18 protein-coding genes and 2 tRNA genes are annotated in these 20,733 nt (G+C 58.6%); 6 read left to right on the top strand and 14 right to left on the bottom strand.

Annotated features, from left to right (window positions below; genetic code table 11):
• Positions 1-10: 10 nt before the first annotated feature.
• Entirely contained in the window at positions 11-562 is a 552-nt protein-coding gene (locus GWA01_RS12870; RefSeq protein WP_146798709.1) for a hypothetical protein, read from the bottom strand.
• A gap of 6 nt (positions 563-568) precedes the next feature.
• Entirely contained in the window at positions 569-1,153 is a 585-nt protein-coding gene (locus GWA01_RS12865) for a YqgE/AlgH family protein (protein ID WP_146798707.1), read from the bottom strand.
• A 74-nt stretch (positions 1,154-1,227) separates the two neighbouring features.
• On the opposite strand from GWA01_RS12865, the gene GWA01_RS12860 reads away from it, so the two are divergent.
• Both GWA01_RS12860 and GWA01_RS12855 read left to right on the top strand, forming a co-directional pair.
• A complete protein-coding gene (locus tag GWA01_RS12860; RefSeq protein WP_146798705.1) occupies positions 1,228-1,983 on the top strand; it encodes an SDR family NAD(P)-dependent oxidoreductase in 756 nt (251 codons plus the stop codon).
• Positions 1,973-2,845: a polyphosphate kinase 2 family protein gene (locus GWA01_RS12855; protein WP_146798703.1), complete on the top strand. Its 873-nt coding sequence runs from the start codon at positions 1,973-1,975 to the stop codon at positions 2,843-2,845. Before GWA01_RS12860 ends, GWA01_RS12855 begins: the two co-directional genes overlap by 11 nt.
• 61 nt (positions 2,846-2,906) lie before the next feature.
• Here the strand turns inward: GWA01_RS12855 and GWA01_RS12850 are convergent, their stop codons facing one another.
• On the bottom strand, positions 2,907-4,718 hold the full coding sequence (locus GWA01_RS12850; protein ID WP_186819577.1) for a DEAD/DEAH box helicase: 1,812 nt from the start codon (positions 4,716-4,718) through the stop codon (positions 2,907-2,909).
• Positions 4,719-4,852: 134 nt separating this feature from the next.
• A complete protein-coding gene (locus tag GWA01_RS12845; RefSeq protein WP_186819574.1) occupies positions 4,853-5,503 on the bottom strand; it encodes a class I SAM-dependent methyltransferase in 651 nt (216 codons plus the stop codon).
• An 84-nt stretch (positions 5,504-5,587) separates the two neighbouring features.
• On the opposite strand from GWA01_RS12845, the gene dapF reads away from it, so the two are divergent.
• The 3 genes from dapF (at position 5,588) to ftsY (ending at position 8,577) form a co-directional block, all read left to right on the top strand.
• Positions 5,588-6,361, top strand: coding sequence for a diaminopimelate epimerase (dapF, locus tag GWA01_RS12840; protein ID WP_146798697.1), 774 nt, complete (start codon positions 5,588-5,590; stop codon positions 6,359-6,361).
• A 53-nt stretch (positions 6,362-6,414) separates the two neighbouring features.
• On the top strand, positions 6,415-7,551 hold the full coding sequence (locus GWA01_RS12835) for a MiaB/RimO family radical SAM methylthiotransferase (RefSeq protein ID WP_228118660.1): 1,137 nt from the start codon (positions 6,415-6,417) through the stop codon (positions 7,549-7,551).
• A gap of 63 nt (positions 7,552-7,614) precedes the next feature.
• Positions 7,615-8,577: a signal recognition particle-docking protein FtsY gene (gene ftsY, locus GWA01_RS12830; RefSeq protein ID WP_146798692.1), complete on the top strand. Its 963-nt coding sequence runs from the start codon at positions 7,615-7,617 to the stop codon at positions 8,575-8,577.
• Between the two features lie 33 nt (positions 8,578-8,610).
• Here the strand turns inward: ftsY and GWA01_RS12825 are convergent, their stop codons facing one another.
• From GWA01_RS12825 to GWA01_RS12780, 10 genes are all read right to left on the bottom strand, one after another.
• On the bottom strand, positions 8,611-9,090 hold the full coding sequence (locus GWA01_RS12825; RefSeq protein ID WP_228118654.1) for a hypothetical protein: 480 nt from the start codon (positions 9,088-9,090) through the stop codon (positions 8,611-8,613).
• Between the two features lie 6 nt (positions 9,091-9,096).
• Positions 9,097-11,064: a serine/threonine-protein kinase gene (locus tag GWA01_RS12820; RefSeq protein WP_146798690.1), complete on the bottom strand. Its 1,968-nt coding sequence runs from the start codon at positions 11,062-11,064 to the stop codon at positions 9,097-9,099.
• Between the two features lie 115 nt (positions 11,065-11,179).
• Positions 11,180-12,469, bottom strand: a complete 1,290-nt coding sequence (locus GWA01_RS12815) for an adenylosuccinate synthase (RefSeq protein ID WP_146798688.1) — start codon at positions 12,467-12,469, stop codon at positions 11,180-11,182.
• A 55-nt stretch (positions 12,470-12,524) separates the two neighbouring features.
• Positions 12,525-13,664, bottom strand: a complete 1,140-nt coding sequence (locus tag GWA01_RS12810) for an ATP phosphoribosyltransferase regulatory subunit (RefSeq protein WP_146798686.1) — start codon at positions 13,662-13,664, stop codon at positions 12,525-12,527.
• Positions 13,661-14,818, bottom strand: a complete 1,158-nt coding sequence (locus GWA01_RS12805) for a phosphoserine transaminase (RefSeq protein ID WP_146798684.1) — start codon at positions 14,816-14,818, stop codon at positions 13,661-13,663. The genes GWA01_RS12810 and GWA01_RS12805 overlap by 4 nt, the downstream gene beginning before the upstream one ends.
• 51 nt (positions 14,819-14,869) lie before the next feature.
• Positions 14,870-14,953: transfer RNA gene (locus GWA01_RS12800), tRNA-Leu, on the bottom strand.
• A 59-nt stretch (positions 14,954-15,012) separates the two neighbouring features.
• Positions 15,013-15,912, bottom strand: coding sequence for an N-acetyl-gamma-glutamyl-phosphate reductase (argC, locus tag GWA01_RS12795; protein WP_146798682.1), 900 nt, complete (start codon positions 15,910-15,912; stop codon positions 15,013-15,015).
• Between the two features lie 38 nt (positions 15,913-15,950).
• On the bottom strand, positions 15,951-16,448 hold the full coding sequence (locus GWA01_RS12790) for a GNAT family N-acetyltransferase (RefSeq protein WP_146798680.1): 498 nt from the start codon (positions 16,446-16,448) through the stop codon (positions 15,951-15,953).
• A gap of 68 nt (positions 16,449-16,516) precedes the next feature.
• Positions 16,517-18,196 carry an energy-dependent translational throttle protein EttA gene (gene ettA / locus GWA01_RS12785; RefSeq protein WP_146798678.1) on the bottom strand — a complete coding sequence of 560 codons (1,680 nt, stop codon included), beginning with the start codon at positions 18,194-18,196 and terminating at the stop codon, positions 16,517-16,519.
• Positions 18,197-18,265: 69 nt separating this feature from the next.
• A tRNA-Ile gene (locus tag GWA01_RS12780) sits at positions 18,266-18,339 on the bottom strand.
• Positions 18,340-18,556: 217 nt separating this feature from the next.
• On the opposite strand from GWA01_RS12780, the gene GWA01_RS12775 reads away from it, so the two are divergent.
• Positions 18,557-20,701: an FUSC family protein gene (locus tag GWA01_RS12775; RefSeq protein ID WP_229316088.1), complete on the top strand. Its 2,145-nt coding sequence runs from the start codon at positions 18,557-18,559 to the stop codon at positions 20,699-20,701.
• The last annotated feature ends 32 nt before the right edge of the window (positions 20,702-20,733 follow it).

Raw genomic sequence — 20,733 nt, 5'->3', positions numbered from 1 at the left:
GGGTCAGGCCTCAGGGCGTGGGTCGGGCTTCCGGATTATAAGGGGAGCCACTCCAGGCTTTCAGGGCCGAACGATATTCGGGCGAAGCCCTGAGCCGTGGCAGATAATGGATCGGTCGCTGGCTCGACAGAGACAGTTTGGTGCCGCCGAGCGCGCCGCGCGCTCCACAATAAGTGCCACAGCTCCGTGCCCCGTCATCCAGAACAAGCTGGCCGCCCTTGCGCTCGAAACGCAGGACACATACGGGCTGATCGGGTAGCGGCGTGGATGTATCGTGATAGACAAGAGCCTCTCCTTCGAGACGCCCTACGCCCGAAATCGAACACTGATGACCATTGAAAAACTGCAAGTCCGCGCGAACATACGCAGCCATATCGTTCAGCGGCACAATCTCCACGACGTCGTCGCTCCAGTACACATCTCCGGTCACGTCGCCGTTTTTAAAATGCGCACCATAACGCCCGGCAAAAGCCGACATTGTTTTTGGCACCGCAATATCCGCGGCACTGGCAACTGACGGGAGCGCTAAAACTGCCAGTAACAAGACCACGTAGCGCATCACGATATCTCAGGCCTCACCAACCGCCATCGACAAAGCTCCAGGATCGAGATTGATCGCAGCCAGAGCCTGACGCCATTTTTTAGAATGGTCAGTGCCAAACACAATGTCTTCCGTCGCAGGTGCCACAAACCACGCACTGTCACGCAGCATTTCTTCCTCGAGTTGTCCCGGCTCCCATGCAGCATGACCAAGCGCCATCATCGCCCTGCGTGGGCCATGGCCCGCTGCAAGTTCGCGTAAAACATCAAGGCTTGCCGTCAACGTCGCATTGCCATTCACGCCCAGACTTCCTTCCCCCTCCCAGTCAGTGGAGTGCAGGACAAATCCGCGCTCACTGTCCACAGGCCCCCCCATGCACAAGCCAATACGGCGCTGCGGTGGAGACGGCTCAATGTCCAGCTGTGCGAAAAGATCATCCAGCCCCGGTTGGGAAAGACGGCGATTCACGATCAGGCCCATCGCGCCATCTTCAAGAGAATGTGCACACAGATAGATGACCGATTGGGCAAATATCGTTCCGGCCAGGACTGGGCCAGCAACCAGGAGCTTTCCTGTCAGATTTTGATCATGTCCGGCAAAAGTGTTCTTCATCCTTGCCAAGATGGGTGCATCAGGCCCTTCATTGCAAGCGTTGCACATGCAGCAGTTCCCTTATGGAGGCTCCCATGTCCCTTACCGTTTTCGTAACTGGTGCCACTGCCGGATTCGGGCACGCCATCGCCACCCGCCTTGTTCAGGATGGACATCGCGTCATTGCGACAGGCCGCAGGCTCGACCGTCTGGAGGCCCTGCGCCACGAACTGGGTGAAAACCTTCTGCCATTCCAGCTGGACATGACAGACCGCGCAGCGATCCGTGCACTCCCCGCCAACCTACCGGAAGACTGGAAGACCGTAGACGTCCTGATCAACAACGCAGGCCTCGCCCTGGGTATGGACGCCGCACAGAACTCAGATCCCGATGACTGGGAAACCATGATTTCCACAAACGTTTCCGGCGTTGTGGAAATCACCCGTGCGCTTCTGCCGCTGATGGTGGAGCGCAATTCAGGATATGTCATTTCGCTGGGAAGCACCGCTGGCACATACGCCTATGCTGGTGGCAATGTATACGGAGCCACCAAGGCATTCGTGCATCAGTTCATGCTGAATCTGCGCACGGATCTTTTAGGCACCCGCGTCCGCGTCACCAATATCGAGCCGGGACTCTGCGGCGGCAGCGAATTCAGCAACGTGCGCCTGCGCGATGATGACAAAGCCGCAGCGGTCTACAAAAACACCACACCTCTCACACCGGCCGACATGGCAGAAACAGTCTCTTGGCTCATAAGTCTGCCTTGGCATGTGAACATCAATTACATGGAAATGATGCCCGTCTGTCAGGCATCCGGTGGCCTTGCGGTGAACCGTGATGTCGGCTGAAATCGGAATCCCCCCACATCTGCGCATCACGGACGGAAAAAATTTCCGTCTTTCGTCCATTGATACTCACGATAAACTCGGCCGCGAAAAACTCACATCCCGAACACGCATCCGGGACTGCGTAGATCGCATGGCCGTCCTGCAGGGCCGCCTTGCGGCCTATGCGTCTAACGGCATTCTCGTGGTGCTTCAGGGCATGGATGCCGCAGGCAAGGACGGTGCCGTCCGTCATGCCTTTTCCGGACTGAACCCGGCAGGCGTCCGCGTTACATCCTTCAAGGCGCCCGGCCCAGTCGAAAAACGACACGATGACTTGTGGCGCATTCATGTCGCCATGCCATCACGTGGCGAGATCGGTATTTTTAACCGCAGTCATTATGAGGATGTGCTGATCGAGCGTGTCCATCCCGACATGGTTCGCGCACGCGGGCTTGATCCTGATGCGCCCGGTTTCTGGGAGAATCGTCTCGAAGATCTGCGCAATTTCGAGACTTATCTGACCAGACAGAACATTCTGGTCGTGAAGCTTTTCCTCCACATTTCCCCGCAAAAACAGCGCAAGCGTTTGCTCAAACGTCTGGATCAGCCCGAGAAACGCTGGAAATTCGACCCCTCCGACCTCGCGGAGCGCCAGCTCTGGCCTGCTTATACACAGGCCTACGAAGAAGCGATCCGTGCGACGGCAACGCCCGAAGCCCCGTGGTACATCATTCCCGCAGACCGCAAATGGCTGACGCGGGTGATGGTCGCCGAGGCCTTACTGGCAACACTCGAAAGCCTGCACCTCAAAGAGCCAAGTGCAGATTTTTCCCCTGCACTAAAAGCTGCACAGGAAGCGCTCCTCAAAGACGGGCACAACTGACCTGGCAGATATAAAAAAGGGCCGCCGGAGATGCTCCGACGGCCCTTTTCAAACCTGAAACTCAGGAACGGCGCTTACGGCTGGACCCGTCACCCTTGGGCGCACCCGAAGGCTTGCCACGGCTGACACCGGCGCCACCGCGCCCCTTGTAGCCACCGCCGCCACCGCGCGGACCACCCTTGAAGCCACCGCCGCCGCCAGAACGACCGGAGAAGCGCTTGCCTTCGCCCGGATTACGGCCACGCGGGCCATAGCTCGGACCACCGGCAGGGGCTTCTGAAGGCTCGATGGAAACCTCGTCCGCATCTGCACCAGCAAGGCAGGCCTTGAAGCGGTCAACGCTCTCATCAGCGATCTGGAACAGCGTATGATCGGTATCAATACGAATGCTACCAATTTCGCGCTTCTGAACGCCACCAAGGCGGCAGATCAGCGGGATAAGCCACTTCGGATCTGCACGCTCCGAACGGCCGACGCCCAGCTTGAACCATTCGCCGGAGATTACGCGCGGCTCGCGATCTTCGCGCTCCGGACGGTCACCTCGCTCGCGTGGCTGATCAACAGTCAGCGGACGGATCTGCTCAACCTTCGGAAGACGCGCGGTATACATGTTCACCAGTGCAGCAGCGAGCTGCTTGGCATCATGCGTCTCGACCAGACGTGCAACCAACTCATCACCCTCTGGGGTGGTGGCTTCGGTCAAAATCGGATCGTCCAGCAGGCGCTTGGTGTCCTGCTCGGCAATCGCCTCGGCAGTAGGAACGGCTTCCCACTCAGCCTTGATCTTTGCCCCCATCAGCAGGCGCTCGGCCTTGCGGCGCTGGCTCAGCGGAACCATCAGAACGCTGGTGCCCTTGCGACCTGCCCGGCCCGTACGGCCCGAACGGTGCAGAAGGGTCTCAGATGCGCTCGGTAGGCTCGCATGGATCACGAGGTTCAGCGCAGGAACGTCAATACCGCGGGCAGCAACATCCGTTGCAACGCAGACGCGTGCCTGACCAGAGCGCAGGCTCTCGATTGCGCGGCTACGCTCGTTCTGACCCATTTCGCCCGAAATAGCGACGGACGCGAAACCACGCTCAAGCAGTGCAGCCTGCACCTGACCAACAAGCAGACGCGTGTTGCAGAACACCATCGCGGTCGGGCTCTCGTAAAAACGAAGCACGTTGACCAGCGAACGGCCCACTTCCTGCGGCGGCGTCATGACACAGCGATAGGTAATGTCAGAATGCTGTTTTGCGCCACTGACCGTATCAATACGGGTAGCATCTTTCTGGAAGCGCTTTGCCAGCGACGCGATTTCGCGTGCGATGGTTGCAGAAAACAGAAGCGTGCGACGCTCTGCAGGGGCCGCATCAAGCAGCTGCTCCAGCTCGTCGCGGAAGCCCATGTCGAGCATTTCATCGGCTTCGTCGAGCACTACGCACCGCAGTGCGGACAGGTCAAGCGAACCTCGGGAGAGATGGTCACACAGACGGCCCGGCGTACCAACAACGATATGCGCACCACGGCCCAGATTGCGGGCTTCGGCGCGGGCGTCGGTTCCACCAATGCAGCTTGCGATGCGTGCCCCAGTCTCTGAGTAAAGCCACTCAAGCTCGCTCTGGACCTGAAGGGCCAGTTCACGCGTCGGGGCAATGACCAGAGCCATCGGCTGAGGTGCAGGCGGCAAACGATCAGCATCACCCAGCAGGGTCGGAGCGATCGCCAGACCAAAGGCCACCGTCTTTCCCGATCCAGTCTGGGCAGACACCAGAAGGTCACGTGTTTCCAGTCCCGGCTGCAGCACAGCTTCCTGGACGGGAGTCGGCTGTTCGTAGCCGCGCGCGTCCAGCGCGCGCCTGAGAGCGGGATGGGTATCGGGAAATGGCATCTTTAATGAACACTCGGCAAACGTCACGCCGACGACAGAAAGCGGCGGCTGGGATGCCGCTGCATAAAGACTTCCGGACACAAATGCCAGAAGCTTCGCTCATCTACCCGTAATTCTCTTGCTTTTTGTGCGAATCAGACCACTGGACGACGTCCGACAACCGCATGAACAGTGTCCTGCCAAGCCGTGAGATCTTCCGGTGGCACCACTTCACCTGTGTCCAGTTCGACCAGTCCAGCGCGTGACATCAGCACACTCACCAGCCGCCCACGATCCGACGGCTCAAGCGCCTGCCACATCGCCACCGCCTTAGGTGCATGGAACTGGTCTGAGAACGTGACGATCAGCGGAGCACCAGGCTTCAGAACACGCACAACTTCGCCAAGAACGGTGAGAGGCCGCGTCAGATACGCCAATCCGTCACAAAGACAGACTGCATCAAAACTCTCATCCTCAAAAGGCAGTTCCGGCACATCGTTGAGGTCCTGGACAACCCGTTCGTCGAAGGCCGGGTTGGCATCCAGAGCCGCCTTCGAAACATCCAGACCAACCACATCCTGAAAAGCCGCTTCCGTGGGAAAATGGCTCATCGAACCGCCCATCAGGTCCAGAACGCGCCCACCGACGGGCAATGTGGTCTGGTACAGTGCCGTTACGGCGGTCCGTGCTCCCATGTCCATCAGCGAATCCGGAAGTCGCTGGGCAAAGAAGATCGTATCGGGCTCATTATTGGCACGTGTGAACGCCGCCGCATGAAACCCTTCCAGATTGTCTGTCCCGCTCATATCAATTCCTTCCTCGCTAGCCTGCGGAGATGAGCGCAGGTTCTCCGTGCGTCAACCCGGACGATGCTTTATGGAGACGCTGCCATGATGATTGCTTTCACCAAAATGCACGGACTGGGCAATGATTTCATTGTCATCGACGGCCGTGAAAACATGCCTGCACTCGACGAAGCCACCATCCGCCGCCTGTGCAACAGGCGGTTCGGAATCGGGTGTGACCAGCTTGTGCTGCTTTCCGCCCCTACACTCGCCGGAGCAGACGTTGGGGTGCGTTTTTTCAATCCGGACGGGTCCGAGGCAGGCGCCTGTGGCAATGCATCGCGCTGCGTCGCATGGCTGGTGGGAAACGCACCAACCCTTCAAACCCCCGCCGGGCTCCTTCCTACGCAGCAGAATGGCAGCCTGATTACGGTCAACATGGGCAAACCACGCTTCGAATCGGGAGACATCCCGCTTTCTCATGCCTGCGATACGCTGCACCTGCCATTACAGGACGCCGCAGCCTGCTCCATGGGAAACCCACATGCGACTGTGTTCGGCGATATCACGCGCGCAGAGACGCTCGGCCCTGCCATGGAAACTGATCCTCTTTTTCCAGAGCGCGCGAATATCGGTTTTGCGGAAATTATATCTCGCTCACACATGCGTCTTCGCGTCTGGGAACGCGGCGCGGGCCTCACACTGGCCTGCGGTTCCGGAGCATGCGCCGCAGTCGTCAACGCGGTACGCCGAGGCCTGACCGAACGTAGCTGCACCGTCACGATGGACGGTGGAGACCTGCACATCACTTGGCTCGAAAATAGGGACGTCCTGATGGCAGGCCCTGCTATGACGGTTTTTTACGGGACAACCGTGTGAACCCGACACTCCTCACCTTCGGATGCCGTCTCAACGCTCACGAGAGCGATGCAATGGCACATCATGCGCGCGGGAAGGACGATACGATTATCGTCAACACGTGCGCCGTCACGACCACCGCAGAACGCCAGGCCCGTCAGGCAGTCAGACGCGCGCACCGTGAACGGCCTGATGCCAAAATCATCATCACAGGATGTGCTTCCGAAATTGACGCAGCACGCTGGTCAGCCTTGCCAGGCGTGACCCGTGTCATACCAAACGCGGACAAGCTAAAGCCTGAAATATGGGGCGACACCACGCCAGGCCTCCCCCCTTCCCGCCACGCCCGCGCGCTCCTGCAGGTTCAGCAGGGCTGTGACCACCGATGCACATTCTGCATCATTCCCTTCGGTCGAGGGGATTCGCGGTCCACCCCCACTGAAGAAGCCATCACCCGCGCGCAGGCTCTCTGCGAAACAGGACACCGGGAAATCGTTCTGACAGGTGTGGACATTGCGTCGTGGTCAGGCGCAAACAATGAAGGTCTGGGGGCAATGTGCCGCAGCCTGCTTCGGGCCGTGCCGGGGATCGAGAGGCTGCGTCTATCCTCCATTGATCCAGTGGCGCTCGACACAAAAAATGGCGACCCTGATCTGTGGTGGCTTCTCGAAAACGAGCCCCGCCTGATGCCCCACCTGCATCTTTCCCTGCAGGCCGGATCAGACCTCATCCTCAAACGCATGAAGCGCCGCCACACCACAGCCTGCGTGGCAGACCTGATCAGTCGCGCCCGACAGATGCGCCCGGATCTGGGAATCGGCGCAGATCTCATCGCAGGCTTTCCAACGGAAACGAACACACTATTTGAGGAAACCCTCTCCTTCATTCAGGATCAGGCCATCCCCTTCCTGCACGTCTTCCCATACAGCGAACGTCCCGGAACACCTGCTGCACGCATGCCAGCCGTTCCAAATTCCGAACGTCAGGAGCGTGCCGCACGCCTGCGCGCCGCCGGCGAAGCAAACCGGGACGCATTCCTGGCCCGTTTCATCGGAAAAAACGTTACTGTGCTGGTCGAAACCCCCATGCGAGGACACTCCCCGGAATTCGCCCCTGTGAACCTGAGTGGAAACATTCCTCCACGAGGCACCATCGCTCTCGCATCTGTAACAGGCATTGAAAACGGCGCACTCATTGGGAAAATCAGCTGAGAAACACACTCTATCTGCACGGATGCACTTGACGTCAGGCCGGACCTGTCCGAACTCCGCTGCATGGCTGGATTTTTCTCACGACTCAAACAGGGTCTCTCTCGGTCGAGCACGCGGCTCGGTGCGGTTTTCACACATCGCAAACTTGACGATGCTGCGCTCGAAGAGCTGGAAGATGAACTGATCGCTGCTGATCTTGGCCCTGCTGTGGCCGAGCGCGTAATCGAGGAATTCCGAAGCTCACGCTTTGGAAAAGACGTCACCAGTGATGAAATCCGTGATGCCCTCGCCACCGAGATCTCCCGCGTTCTGGAGCCTGTGGCCATTCCTTTCGAACCGGACCCAGCCAGAAAGCCGCATGTCGTGCTGGTTGTTGGCGTCAATGGCGTCGGCAAAACCACAACGATTGGAAAAATGGCGCGCCATTATTCCGAACTCGGCAAATCGGTCATGCTCGTTGCCGGCGATACCTTTCGTGCAGCAGCCGTCGAACAGCTTCAGGTCTGGGGGGAGCGCTCCGGCGTGCCCGTAATCTCCGGGAAACATGGAGCAGACGCTGCGGGGCTGGCGTTTGACGGCCTCAAGCGTGCGACAGAAGAGGGCACGGACCTCCTGCTGATCGACACTGCGGGCCGCCTGCATAACAAAGGCGCGCTCATGGAGGAACTGGCCAAAGTCATCCGCGTCATGCAGAAATTTGACGCCACAGCGCCCCACTCCGTTCTGCTGGTGCTAGACGCAACCACCGGTCAGAACGCCATTGAGCAGGTGCGTGTTTTCCGGGATCTCGTGAACGTCACAGGACTAATCGTGACAAAGCTGGACGGGTCCGCCCGCGGAGGAATCGTCGTCGCGCTGGCAGACCAGTTCAAACTTCCTGTGCACATGGTCGGCGTTGGCGAACAGGCAGAAGATCTGCGCCCCTTCTCCGCACAGGAATACGCGCGGGGATTGGTAGGAGGTGGCGCCGATCTCGCTGCACGCCTTGTCGAAACACAGTCTGAGGAAACAGACACATCTGCCTGACGGCAAATATTGCTTCCGGACGCGGATAGTAGCTCAGTCTTCGCTGCTATCCGGCTGAATCCACTCTTCCTGCAAAGCCTTGATGCGTGCTTCGATGGCTTTGCGACGCTGACGCTCGCTTTCAGCATACCAAACTCTGGCACCCATTGAGCCAACCTCGGCAATCAGCCACGCAGCGCCAAGCGCCAGCCAGTCCAATATCAAAATAGTGGGCTGCGTGATCTCACTGAGACATGTTGCCCAGTCACCTCGGACCGACCATGCAACCCGAAGCGGATGCACCATCGCAGCCCCCAGATAAAACATGACGACCATGACCCGCTGCCCATCTGCCTCGGGATCGATAAGACGCAGAAACACGAGCGGTAGAAGAAGCACGCCACCCACCAGAAGACTTCCGGGCGTATAGGCAAGCAGCAACCCGATAATGATCCCGTGCCACCAGCGAAACGCGGGAATATCCGGAACTGACAGGGTCGCTGCCGAACCTTTGTTACGCATCAGCTTTGCCATGGCCCCTCACCGACAGAACTCGAACCACACACTCGTCATCGCCACGCCAATGCCCGTGATGAGGGACACAAACTCACCTGTATTCCGCGCGAGACGCTTATTTCTGGCGCTCATGTCCGGATCCGGCTCAAGAGCGTGGACGAGACGCGCGATTTCCTGCTCGGCACGCTGCGCCGTCTGCTGATCCAGACGCAGCCCATGCGGATCTTCAGCAATTCGAAGCAGCTTCGTCAGGTTTCCCTGTGCAACAGCATCTTCCAGAGCAAGACGCCGCTTGGCCCGCCCAGTCCGGCTGCGCCAATGTCGAAGCTCTTGCTTGAGTAAGGGAAACATGCGGCGCGTAATTGCCGGAACGGCGCCCTGCTCTGCCACACGCTGCACCGCAGCTAGCAAAATCAGGTCAGCATTCCAGATCGGCAACCCGGCTTTCTGTGCCTCCAGCGCACTCGTCAGGCGCTGCCTTGCGAAATGACTGGCGAGAAACGAACGCATTTCCGCATCCAGCAGACCATTACGCGTCAATCCCTCAACCGGAAGCTCATTCTCCGAAGAATGCTGCTCGGCCCAGGACAGGATACCACTCATCTGTGAGATGCGATCGACGATGCATCGTGGCGACAGACAGACCTGTAATGGGTTATTATCATAAGGAAGTCGGCGGATGCGATCAGGGCCTTTGACACCCGTCCTCTGCCCCAGCACAACCAATTCCATGACCTGCGTTTTCTGAGCCTCAGGAACCAGCGGATGATCGAACATCTCCGGATTGCCCATGATAAAACTGGTAATCATGGAGACGTCGCGCTCTTCATTCTGGCGCTTGTCACCGAGGCTGCCAGCATAAGCGAGCATCTGTGGCAGGGCATTCGGCCAGAACCATCGTCCGCCCCAGAAAAGAGGCGCTGAAGGATCAAGAATTGCGATAACGCGGGTTATTGCCAGCGTCGCGGGATCAATGGCCTTGCGATCACTGGAGGGCAAAAAGCTGCCCCCTGTCTGCTCGATCAAGGATGCCATTCGCCCTTGCTTAAGCTCATTGCGAAGCCAACTTGCAATGACCTGCCGTTGCAGCAGAGACGAAAATTCTACAGGCGCACGCGCGGCATGCCATGCCAGCGCGCGGGGCGTCCACACGTCTACCGTCCCAATCCGCAGCGGTACCCGGGCAGGGCTTTCCGGCCGAAGGGAAAAAAGCTTGCTTGGCGCCATGGTAAAGAGATCGCTGGGCGAAGGGCGCGACGCAGGATCGTCGGACAGCATAGCCCACAACATGGACGCAAGCCCATCTGGCAGGCTTCGGCCACCGATATAGGCCTCGGCACTACCCATTTGGAGACGACGCTCGAGTATCTGTTCGTCTGTCAGTCCCTTGAGGGGAACTTCGCCAAAACAGAGTGAGACGATAAGAACGCCCATCGAAAAAACGTCACAGGCCAGCGTACCATCGCCCCTCGCCGCGGGATGACAAACCGCAGACGACAATGGTTCAAAAACCAGCGGCTGATGCATGCCAGGAGGCGCAAGCCCTGCAGGACCAAGCACCAGCTTGTTCATGCCGCTTCCAAAAAACAGATTGTCGGGTCTAATGGCGCGGCAGGTGAGCTCTGCTTCCTGCATCAGAAGCAGAATGGCAGCCAGCGGGCGAACTGCACCCTCGATGATCTGATTTTCACCCCATGAAGGAAAACCATCCGTCAAAGGTGGGCCGGGCGGATGGCCGCAGATGACCCAGAGCGCACCTTTACTGTGCTCATGCGCATAGACTGACATCAGGCAGTCATGTCGCAGCATCAGAATTTCAGGCAGTCGCGGCGACGGCGATGAAGGCGCCAGTGCCAGACAGCTACTGCCCGAAGCACCAACGTTCTGCGCGGCGAATGTGGGGCATCCCCCGATATCGGCAAGGCGTCGGCTCTGGCTAACCAGATACCGATCTCCGATCATCAGTTCCGGGAGCTCTTCCTTCCCCTGCATCCCGACCGCCCCTGCGCCATTGTTTCACGCTCCTTTCTGGACAAACAGAATTGAGACTTCGTTAACGGCGCAGGTGATTCGAGACAGCTTCCCCGTTTGGGAAAGATTATGAAACTCAGTCTTCGAACGGATCACGCATCAGGATCGTGTCATCACGCTCCGGACTCGTGGAAAGCAGGGTTACCGGCGCCTCGATCAGTTCCTCGATGCGACGCACATACTTGATGGCCTGTGCCGGAAGTTCAGCCCACGAACGTGCACCAGCAGTCGTCTCGTTCCAGCCTGGCATCGTCTCAAAAATCGGCTTGACGCGGGCTTGTGCACCAGGAGCAGACGGGAAGCTGGTGATTTTTTCGCCATCCAGCTCATAGCCAACACAAATCGCAATTTCTTCAAGACCGTCCAGAACGTCCAGCTTGGTCAGGGCAATACCGCTGACACCACCAACACGACAGGCGCGACGCACCAGAACAGCATCAAACCAGCCACAGCGGCGCGGACGGCCCGTCACTGTTCCGAATTCGTGACCGCGCTCACCAAGTGTCCGGCCCACAGCATCATACAGTTCAGACGGGAAAGGACCTTCACCAACGCGCGTTGTGTAAGCCTTGGCAATACCCAGAACAAAACCAACCGAGTTCGGCCCCACACCACTTCCGGATGCCGCAACAGCAGCAACCGTATTGGAACTGGTGACGAACGGATATGTGCCGTGATCGACATCCAGCATCACAGCCTGCGCACCCTCGAAGAGAATACGGCGGCCAGCACGACGGGCATCGTCAAGGCGATCCCAGACCGCACAGGAATAAGGCAGCAGGCGAGGAGTAATCTCGGCTAGAAAAGCTTTCAGTTCTTCCTTGGTGAAGGTGTCTGCACCCAAGCCTGCGAGCAGCGTGTTGTGATGCAGCAGAACTTCGTCCAGCTTCCAGTCCAGCGTCTCCGGCTCGGCCAGATCACAGATACGGATAGCGCGACGGGCCACCTTGTCTTCATAGGCAGGGCCGATACCTCGGCCTGTCGTGCCGATCTTGCGATCGCCACGTGCAGCTTCACGCGCACGATCCAGCGCACCGTGCACAGGCAGGATCAGCGGAGCATTCTCGGCAATCCAGAGCGTTTCGGGGGTGACGGTCAGGCCCTGTGCCGTCACGCGATCAATCTCGATCATCAGTGCGCGGGGATCAACCACAACACCATTACCAATCACGCCAATCTTGCCACGGACAAGACCGGAAGGCAGCAGGGAGAGCTTGTAGACCTGCTCGCCCACAACCAGCGTGTGGCCCGCATTGTGGCCACCCTGGAAACGAACAACGATGTCTGCACGACTGGCAAGCCAGTCTACAATCTTGCCTTTGCCCTCATCGCCCCACTGGGTGCCGATCACGGTGACGTTGGACATGACTTGGCTTCCTCGACCTAAAATTCAGAGCAGAAAATACGTAAAGACAGGCAGATCAGAGCGGTAACGCCACACCATCCCGCCAGACATGGGTGCAGCGCAGACGCTGGGCCTCTGCTGCGGGGTCCTGATCGCGCCCAAGGGCCGCAACCGTGGCAAAACCGCTGCCATGCAATTCCACGAGATCCGCACGGGCAAGATCAACGGGAACATAGCAGCGCGGTCTGGCATCCGGAACCGGTGCGGCGCGCAGGAGAGCCTGCGGACGCAATGTCAGACCACAGGCCGCTTCCTGACCAGCCAGATAACGGCCACCACGCCCAAGCTCTTCACGGGATGTGGTGGAAAAAACGGTGACGCAGAGACCCGTATGGTATCTCCAGCCACGAACATCGACCGGATCAATCGTCAGGCGCAGCTCAGGCGAGCGCTCACGAATGGCGTCAACGCTCGCTTTCAGACGATCGAAATGCCCACGAATTTTTTCGGGAAAATCGACCTGCGACAAGAGCTCCAGACCACGATCCGCCGGACCAGCCGAACGCAGCATAACCGCCAGTTGCTCGCGCACGGAGCCCCCAAGCTCCTCAACCGCGCTGGCATCTTTTCGATCAAGCGCATGAATCAGGGCAGCACGTTCGCCCTCCGGGATCGCACCTTCAATCAAACCAAGCAGCAACGCTGGCATGGACAGATCAAACGACACGCCATCAATACCAAGCTCCTGCAGAGCTTCCGCACCCAGAGCCACCACTTCAGCATCGGCCTGAGCCGAATCCGGACCAATCAGTTCGACACCCGCCTGCGATACCTGACGGTCAGACTCACGTCCCGGCGTTCCGATAACGACGCAACTTCCAGAATAGGAAAGGCGCAGCGGACGAGGCGCATCTTGCAGACGTACCCCGGCAATACGGGCGATCTGCGTCGTCATGTCGGGGCGCAGGGCCATCATACGATGGGAGCTGGGGTCCATGATCCGGAACGTCTGCTCCGAAAGGGCCTCACCTGAACCACCGAGCAATGAGCTTTCAAACTCCAGGAGCGGCGGGCGGACACGCTGATAGCCATGGCGTGAAAATGCTTCCATGACGCGCGCAATGCCGCGGGCCTCGGCTTCAGCTTCCCCTGGAAGAAGGTCTGCAAAGCCAGACGGCAGCAAAGCTGCGCTTGGTGTCTCGGAATATGGGCTCATGCTGCAAACTCCGTGCAGGTCAGCTCGTAGGCCCAGTCGAGCCAGGGCAGCAAGGCCCTGATATCTTCAGCTTCAACAGTGGCTCCACCCCAGATCCGCAGTCCTGCAGGTGCATCGCGATAAGACGCCAGATCATAGCCAGCGCCTTCCGATGCAACGAGGCCCGTCAAATGTTTGACAGCCTTGGAGCGTGCGTCGGGAGAAAGCGCCTCGAACCATGGAGCCGTGATTTTCAGGCAGATGGACGTGCACGAACGTGTCTCGACCGTTTCGGCCAAAAAGGACACCCACTCCGTCCGCTCAACCCATTCACTGATAATGGCAAGATTGGTCTCGGCTCGCGCTTTCAGCGCCGGAAGGCCGCCTGTGTTTTCTGCCCACCGCAATCCGTCCAGCGCGTCCTCGACGCACAGCATGGACGGCGTATTGATGGTATCGCCCTCAAAGATGGCTTCCATCAGCCCCTTTTTATTCGTGAGGCGGAAAATTTTGGGCAAGGGCCGCGAAGAAGCCTTTGTTAGACGCTCGGCAGCACGCGGACTGATGGCGAGCATGCCATGTGCGGCTTCACCACCCAGCGCCTTCTGCCAGGACCAGGTCACCACATCGAGGCGATCCCACGGTAGATCCATCGCAAATGCAGCCGACGTCGCATCACAGATCACCAGACCATCATGCTCCTCGGGAATAAGCTCCGGACCCGGAATTCGCACGCCGGACGTTGTCCCGTTCCATGTCAGAATGACATCGCGCGACCAGTCCACGGCAGAGAGATCTGGCAGGGCACCATAGGGAGCCTCAAGCACGCGTAGATCTTCGATTTGCAGAATATCGCGCAGATCCTGCGCCCATGTCCCCGAGAAGCTCTCAAATGACAGCACATCAACGCCACGCTCACCAGCCAGCGCCCAAAGGATCATTTCAACAGCGCCGGTATCAGACGCAGGAACGATCGCAACCCGCCAGTCTGAAGGAATTCCAAGTACGCTTTTGGAAAGCGTAATAACCTCTTTCAGGCGCCCCTTGCCCTCTGGCGTACGATGAGAGCGTCCAAGAAGGGCCTGATCAAGTGCAGAGAGCGTCCATCCGGGTCGCTTGGCACAAGGGCCGGATGAAAAGAACGGGCGGGAAGGCTTGGCGGTCGGCTTGGACATGCTCGTTCCGGGCTGATCGATCCGGGATTGCCTTGAAAAAGCACCCGTCTGTGGTGCGAGAGGGGGGATTCGAACCCCCATGCCTTTCGGCGGTCGATTTTGAGCCGACTGCGTCTACCGTTCCGCCACTCTCGCGTCTGCGGCCCGAACCCTAGTGCATTCGCACCAAAAGAACCAGACCGCGAAAGAAAAAGTCAGTGCCCCGTCATCAGAAGAAGATTCTGGATAGCTGCACCTGAAGCACCTTTGCCCAGATTGTCAAGTCGGGCCGTAAGGACAACCTGATCGCCTGAACCATGAACGCGCAACTCCATGCCGTCCGTATCCGCCAGTGTATCCGCGAGCAGCATGGTCTCCTGCGGCAAGACCCGGACGCGATCCGCAGCCTGATAGGTCTGTTTCAGAACGTTCTCGACATCCGAAGCATCGGGCTTGCCGGGAAGATCCGAGAGGTGAAGCGGAATGGAAACGATCATGCCCTGCGGGAAATGTCCGACGGACGGCACGAAAATCGGCTGGCGTGTCAGACCCGAGTAATGACGCATCTCAGGAAGATGTTTGTGCTGAAGTGCCAGACCGTAGAGAAAAAATGCCGGGCCACCATTGCGCTCATGTTCTTCGATGGCCGAGCGGCCCGCACCGCTGTATCCCGACACTGCGTTGACCGAGACAGGATGATCAGCAGGCAGCAGACCTGACGAAACAAGCGGGCGAAGCAAAGCAATCGCGCCCGTAGGATAGCAGCCGGGATTTGCAACATACTTTGCGCGGCGAATACGCTCTGGCTGTTCTGAATCGAGTTCAGGCATGCCGTAAGCCCATCCGTCAGCGATGCGGTGGGCCGTGCTGGCATCCAGAATCCGGACATTCAGTCCCCCCGCAAGAGCCACGGTCTCACGGGCAGCATCATCCGGCAGACAGAGAATCGCCACATCCGCACTGGCCAGCATTTCCCGTCGGGCCGAGGCATCTTTTCGCAGAGCTGGATCAATGGAGATCAGCTCGATACCGTGTTCGGAAGGGAGAGCCTCTATCCGCTGCCGGATTCCAAGGCCAGTTGTGCCGGCTTCGCCGTCAATGAAAACGCGTGTCATACCTCTTGCATAACGGATTTTCGGAATGACGACCATTCTCAGGGCACGGTGATTTCATATAGCAGCATTGTCCGGCCATCGCGCTCAAACGTCTCGGTATGATGCAGCCCGATGCTGCCCAGAACGATTCGCGATGCGCGATTGTCCTCGCTGGCAATCGCAACAACACGCTTTATGCCCGTATCCATAACGAAATACAGCGCAGCGGCTGCCGCCTCGCGGGCAATGCCGCGCCCTGCTGCCCAGGGAAAAATAGAGAAACGAAGCCCAAGGCCACGTCCATCGGGGCGCTCATGAACGCCGGTTATTCCAACAAAAAGTCCATTTTCACGAATGGCAAAAATGCCAACGCCGCAGCGAGCCCAGAACGAAACGTCCTCGGCCATTTCTTCTTCTGCTTCGATCCGGTTGCGTACGCCGCCAAGCATCTGGCCAAAGGCACCGGCGTCACTCTTGAGCCGGATGATATCTTCCAGATCCGGCCAGTTCACAGGCGTCAGAACCAGACGCGAGGTGCGGATTTCACGTCCGAACACCCGGACCTCCTCGAATTGTCAGGCGCGGAACCGACATGGCTCCGGCCCGACAAAGGACACTGGCAGGATCAGCGTGCCAGAGGGCGATATTTGATACGGCCCGGCTCGGTTGCATCAGGCCCAAGACGACGGCGCTTGTCAGCTTCGTAGTCCTGGAAGTTCCCCTCGAACCACTCGACATGGCTGTCACCCTCGAACGCAAGGATATGCGTCGCAAGACGATCAAGGAACCAGCGATCATGGGTGATGATCACGGCGCAGCCTGCAAACTCCGCCAGCGCATCTTCGAGAGCACGCAACGTATCAACATCGAGATCGTTGGTCGGCTCATCGAGCAGGATAACGTTACTGTCCTTCTTCAGCATCTTCGCAAGATGGACGCGGTTACGCTCACCACCGGACAGGACGCCTACGCGCTTCTGCTGGTCAGAACCCTTGAAGTTAAAGGCCCCAACATACGCACGTGACGGCACAGTGCGTTTGCCAAGCTGAATGACATCCGTACCACCGGAAATCTCTTCCCAGACCGTCTTGTCATCATCAAGCGTGTTACGGGACTGATCGACATAACCCAGCTTAACGGTCTCACCGACGCGCAGAGACCCGACATCCGGCTGGTCATAACCCGTGATCATTTTGAACAGCGTGGACTTACCCGCACCATTCGGACCGATAACACCAACGATACCGCCCGGCGGAAGCTTGAAGTTCAGGTTTTCAATCAGGAGGCGATCGCCATATCCCTTGGACAGGTTCTCAGCCTCAATGACTGTTCCACCCAGACGCGGACCAGGAGTGATGACAATGTCCGCCGTGCCACCAGCACGCTCGGCATTGTTAGCAAGCATTTCCTCGTACTTGGTGATACGGGCCTTGCTCTTGGCCTGACGAGCCTTGGGAGAGCTGGAAATCCACTCCTGCTCGGCTGCAAGCGCACGCTGGCGGGCGCTCTCTTCCTTCTCTTCCTGCGCAAGGCGCTTGCGCTTCTGGGTGAGCCAGGAAGAGTAGTTTCCTTCAAACGGATAACCACGGCCACGCTCAAGCTCGAGAATCCAGTTGGTAACATTATCAAGGAAGTAACGGTCATGGGTGATGACCATGACAGTGCCCTGATAGTCACGCAGCGTCTTCTCAAGCCAGCTGACGCTTTCCGCATCAAGATGGTTGGTTGGCTCATCAAGCAGCAGAATGTCAGGCTTTTCGAGCAGCAGGCGGCACAGGGCCACACGGCGGCTTTCACCACCGGACAGATTCGTCACCGGGCTGTCGGCAGGCGGGCAACGTAGGGCATCGAGCGCGATATCGAGCTTGCGGTCCAGTTCCCAGCCGTCGCCGGCGTCGATGGTTTCCTGAAGTTCAGCCTGCTCAGACAGGAGCGCTGTCATCTCGTCGTCCGACATCGGCTCGGCGAACTTCATCGAAATTTCGTTGAAGCGGTCAACGGCGTGCTTGAGCTTGCCGAAACCGAGTGCAACATTTTCGCCGACGGTCAGATTCGGATCAAGCTTCGGCTCCTGCTCAAGATAGCCGATGCGCGTACCTTCAGCGGCCCAAGCCTCGCCGCCATATTCCTTCTCGATACCCGCCATGATCTTGAGCAGTGTCGACTTACCGGCGCCATTGACGCCGAGGACACCGATCTTGACGCCAGGGAGAAAGGATAACGTGATGCCCTTGAAGACCTCGCGGCCACCCGGATAGGCCTTTGTAAGGTCCTTCATGACATAGACATACTGGTAGGCGGCCATGGCAGGACTCCTGATGATGGTGGGTGATGCGCGGTGTGCTTCGGCAAGGGCACACGAAAAATAGCACCCTGCGCCCGGCAGGACTCGAACCCGCAACCAAGCCGTTATGAGCGGCCGGCTCTAACCAATTGAGCTACAGGCGCACAGGTGCAGGACGAAATTGCTCACCTGAGAGGTTTTTGCAAGAGGCCATCGTGGCAAAACCTTCAATTTCGTTATACTCTTATCTGCCTTCCCGCCTCCCGACAGGCCCTCGTGGATCTCTGCCGACGTTCCGAGATGGCATCGTGCAGCCATCTGCCGTGGGGAAATCATGCCTGAAAAACTCTCGATCCCTAAAATACCGGACGGTTCCTCAGAGTGACCGGAGCAGCAACTTTCGCCCCGTGGCGAAAACTGCGCTGGCTCTACGCTCCGGACCCGGTCATGGCCGGTTACGCCCTAAGGACAACCTGTACGTCCCTCCTCGCACTGGGAATTGCCCTGTGGATGGAGCTCGGCAGCCCGCAATGGGCCGCACTGACTGTCTGGATGGTCGCACAGGGAACACGCGGACGGAGCCTCGCCAAGGCAAAATGGCACCTCTTTGGCATGGTGCTGGGGGTCATCTGCGGCGTAGGGCTGGTGGCAGCCTTTCCGCAGTCCCCCCTGATGTTCATCCTGCTTCTGGCCGGTGGCATCGGCATATTCTGCATGATCGGGACATTCCTGCCCGGCCCGGCGTCCATGACGAATTACCGCATCCACGGCATGCGGGCAACGGGCTTCACCTACGCGATCATCTCTCTCGACGGAATCGCAGACCCAAACCATATTTTTAGTATTGCCGCATCCCGCGCGACATACATCGTTCTGGGCATTGTTCTTGAAGCATCCATATCCGGCCTTTTCCAACTCGGCCTGACCAAGCGCACCAGACAGCAACTGGCCGGTACATTCGAAGGGGCCCTCAAATCAGCGCTTGGCGCCGTCTCGGGCGTTCTCGCCGGTGATCCGAAGGCCCTGAAAGACATGCAGGGCGTCTTTGGCAACGTAACAGCCCTCGGAGACCAGGTGGAGTTTGCGGAGGTCGAACTCGGTCGCCACGATCACGCAGGCGATCATACCCGCGCAGCCCTCGCCGACATAGCAGTCCTTCTTGCACGGGCGCAGGACCTCGCAACACTCATGCGCCTTCCCCTGAGCCAGGATGATGCCTTTCGCATAGAGGCAGACAATATCCGCAGGTTTCTTCTGGATATCCCTGATCGCCTGAATGGGCCCGAAGGCATTTCTCCCATCCTTGCTGATCTGCGCGACCTTCATCGCGAATGCCGCCTGAAAGTGGTGGCAGCGTTCGAAGCAGAAGACACAGAGCACGATACCCGCGAGGCAATCCTGAGGCACGGCATGCTCCAGCAAGGCCTCGTTGAGCTGATCGACACCCTGCGCATGGCGCTCCGTCAGTTCGAAGCCGCCCGCAACCCTCAAAAGCACGACAGTTTCCACGCACCGATTCGCTCTTACAGGGACTGGGAACAGGCAATAGCCAACAGCCTCCGTGCCTCCGTAACCATATTTGGAGCAGGTCTGATCTGGATCGCCACAGCATGGTCCTCCGGGCTTGCGTTCATCATGTTCGTGGCCATCGTCTGCAGCCTGTTTTCCACACTTGAACGCCCTGCCCTCGCCACGCAGTCCTTCCTGCGAGGGGCATGTTGCGCGGTGATCGCAGGCGGTATCCTTGATCTCGCACTACTTGGAAAACCTACGGTATTCGAGATGCTGGCCATGTGGTCCGGACTGGCCATGATGCTCGGCGGCCTGGCGTTCGCCTTCCCGCCCCTCACGCTTTCGGCCGTGTCTTACAACCTCTTCCTGCCCATCATGATTGGCCCCTCCAATCAGGACCGGACAGACGAGATTGCGTATTTCAATACGGCCCTGCCCCTCATTCTGGGGCTGCTATACGCCACATGGATGTACAGGGTCTTCCTGCCCTACGACGCAGCCCATCAGCGCTGGACGATGCGTGAACATATTCTCAAAGACCTTCACCGCATCGCCGCAGGCAAGGGGCGCGAAACGGTCGACAGCATCGTTTCACGGAACGTGGACCGGTTCGTGCGACTTATGAACAATGCAGGCAACACGCCAAGTCCGGTCATCAGCGCCTATCTGAACGGAATTCTGTCCGCGATGCGCGTGATGCTCAACCTGCTTCGCATCGAGGCGATCCAGCACGCTTCCGGCCTCTCATGGCCTGCACGTCGGGCGCTGGATCTCGTTATGGCAAGGATGAGCCATTTCAGCGGCCGCTATCACGGGCATTACGGACGAACGCTACGGGCGACGAACCTCGCCATCTCTCGCCTACGCCGCGAAGAGACCATCGAACACCGTCCGCGTGAACGATTCGTCCTGATTGCTGCCCTGACGAGCCTCGATGTCATTTCAGCAGAGCTTGACACCAACCGCGTCTTTTTCGATGCGAGATCGCCATATTTTGATCCAAATGAGCGATGATCACGCAGAAATGTTCTGCAACGCTCTTTCTT

The sequence above is a fragment of the Gluconobacter wancherniae NBRC 103581 genome (assembly GCF_007988885.1).
In the GTDB taxonomy this organism is placed as follows: domain Bacteria; phylum Pseudomonadota; class Alphaproteobacteria; order Acetobacterales; family Acetobacteraceae; genus Gluconobacter; species Gluconobacter wancherniae.
This window is presented reverse-complemented; position numbering and strand designations above follow the sequence as displayed.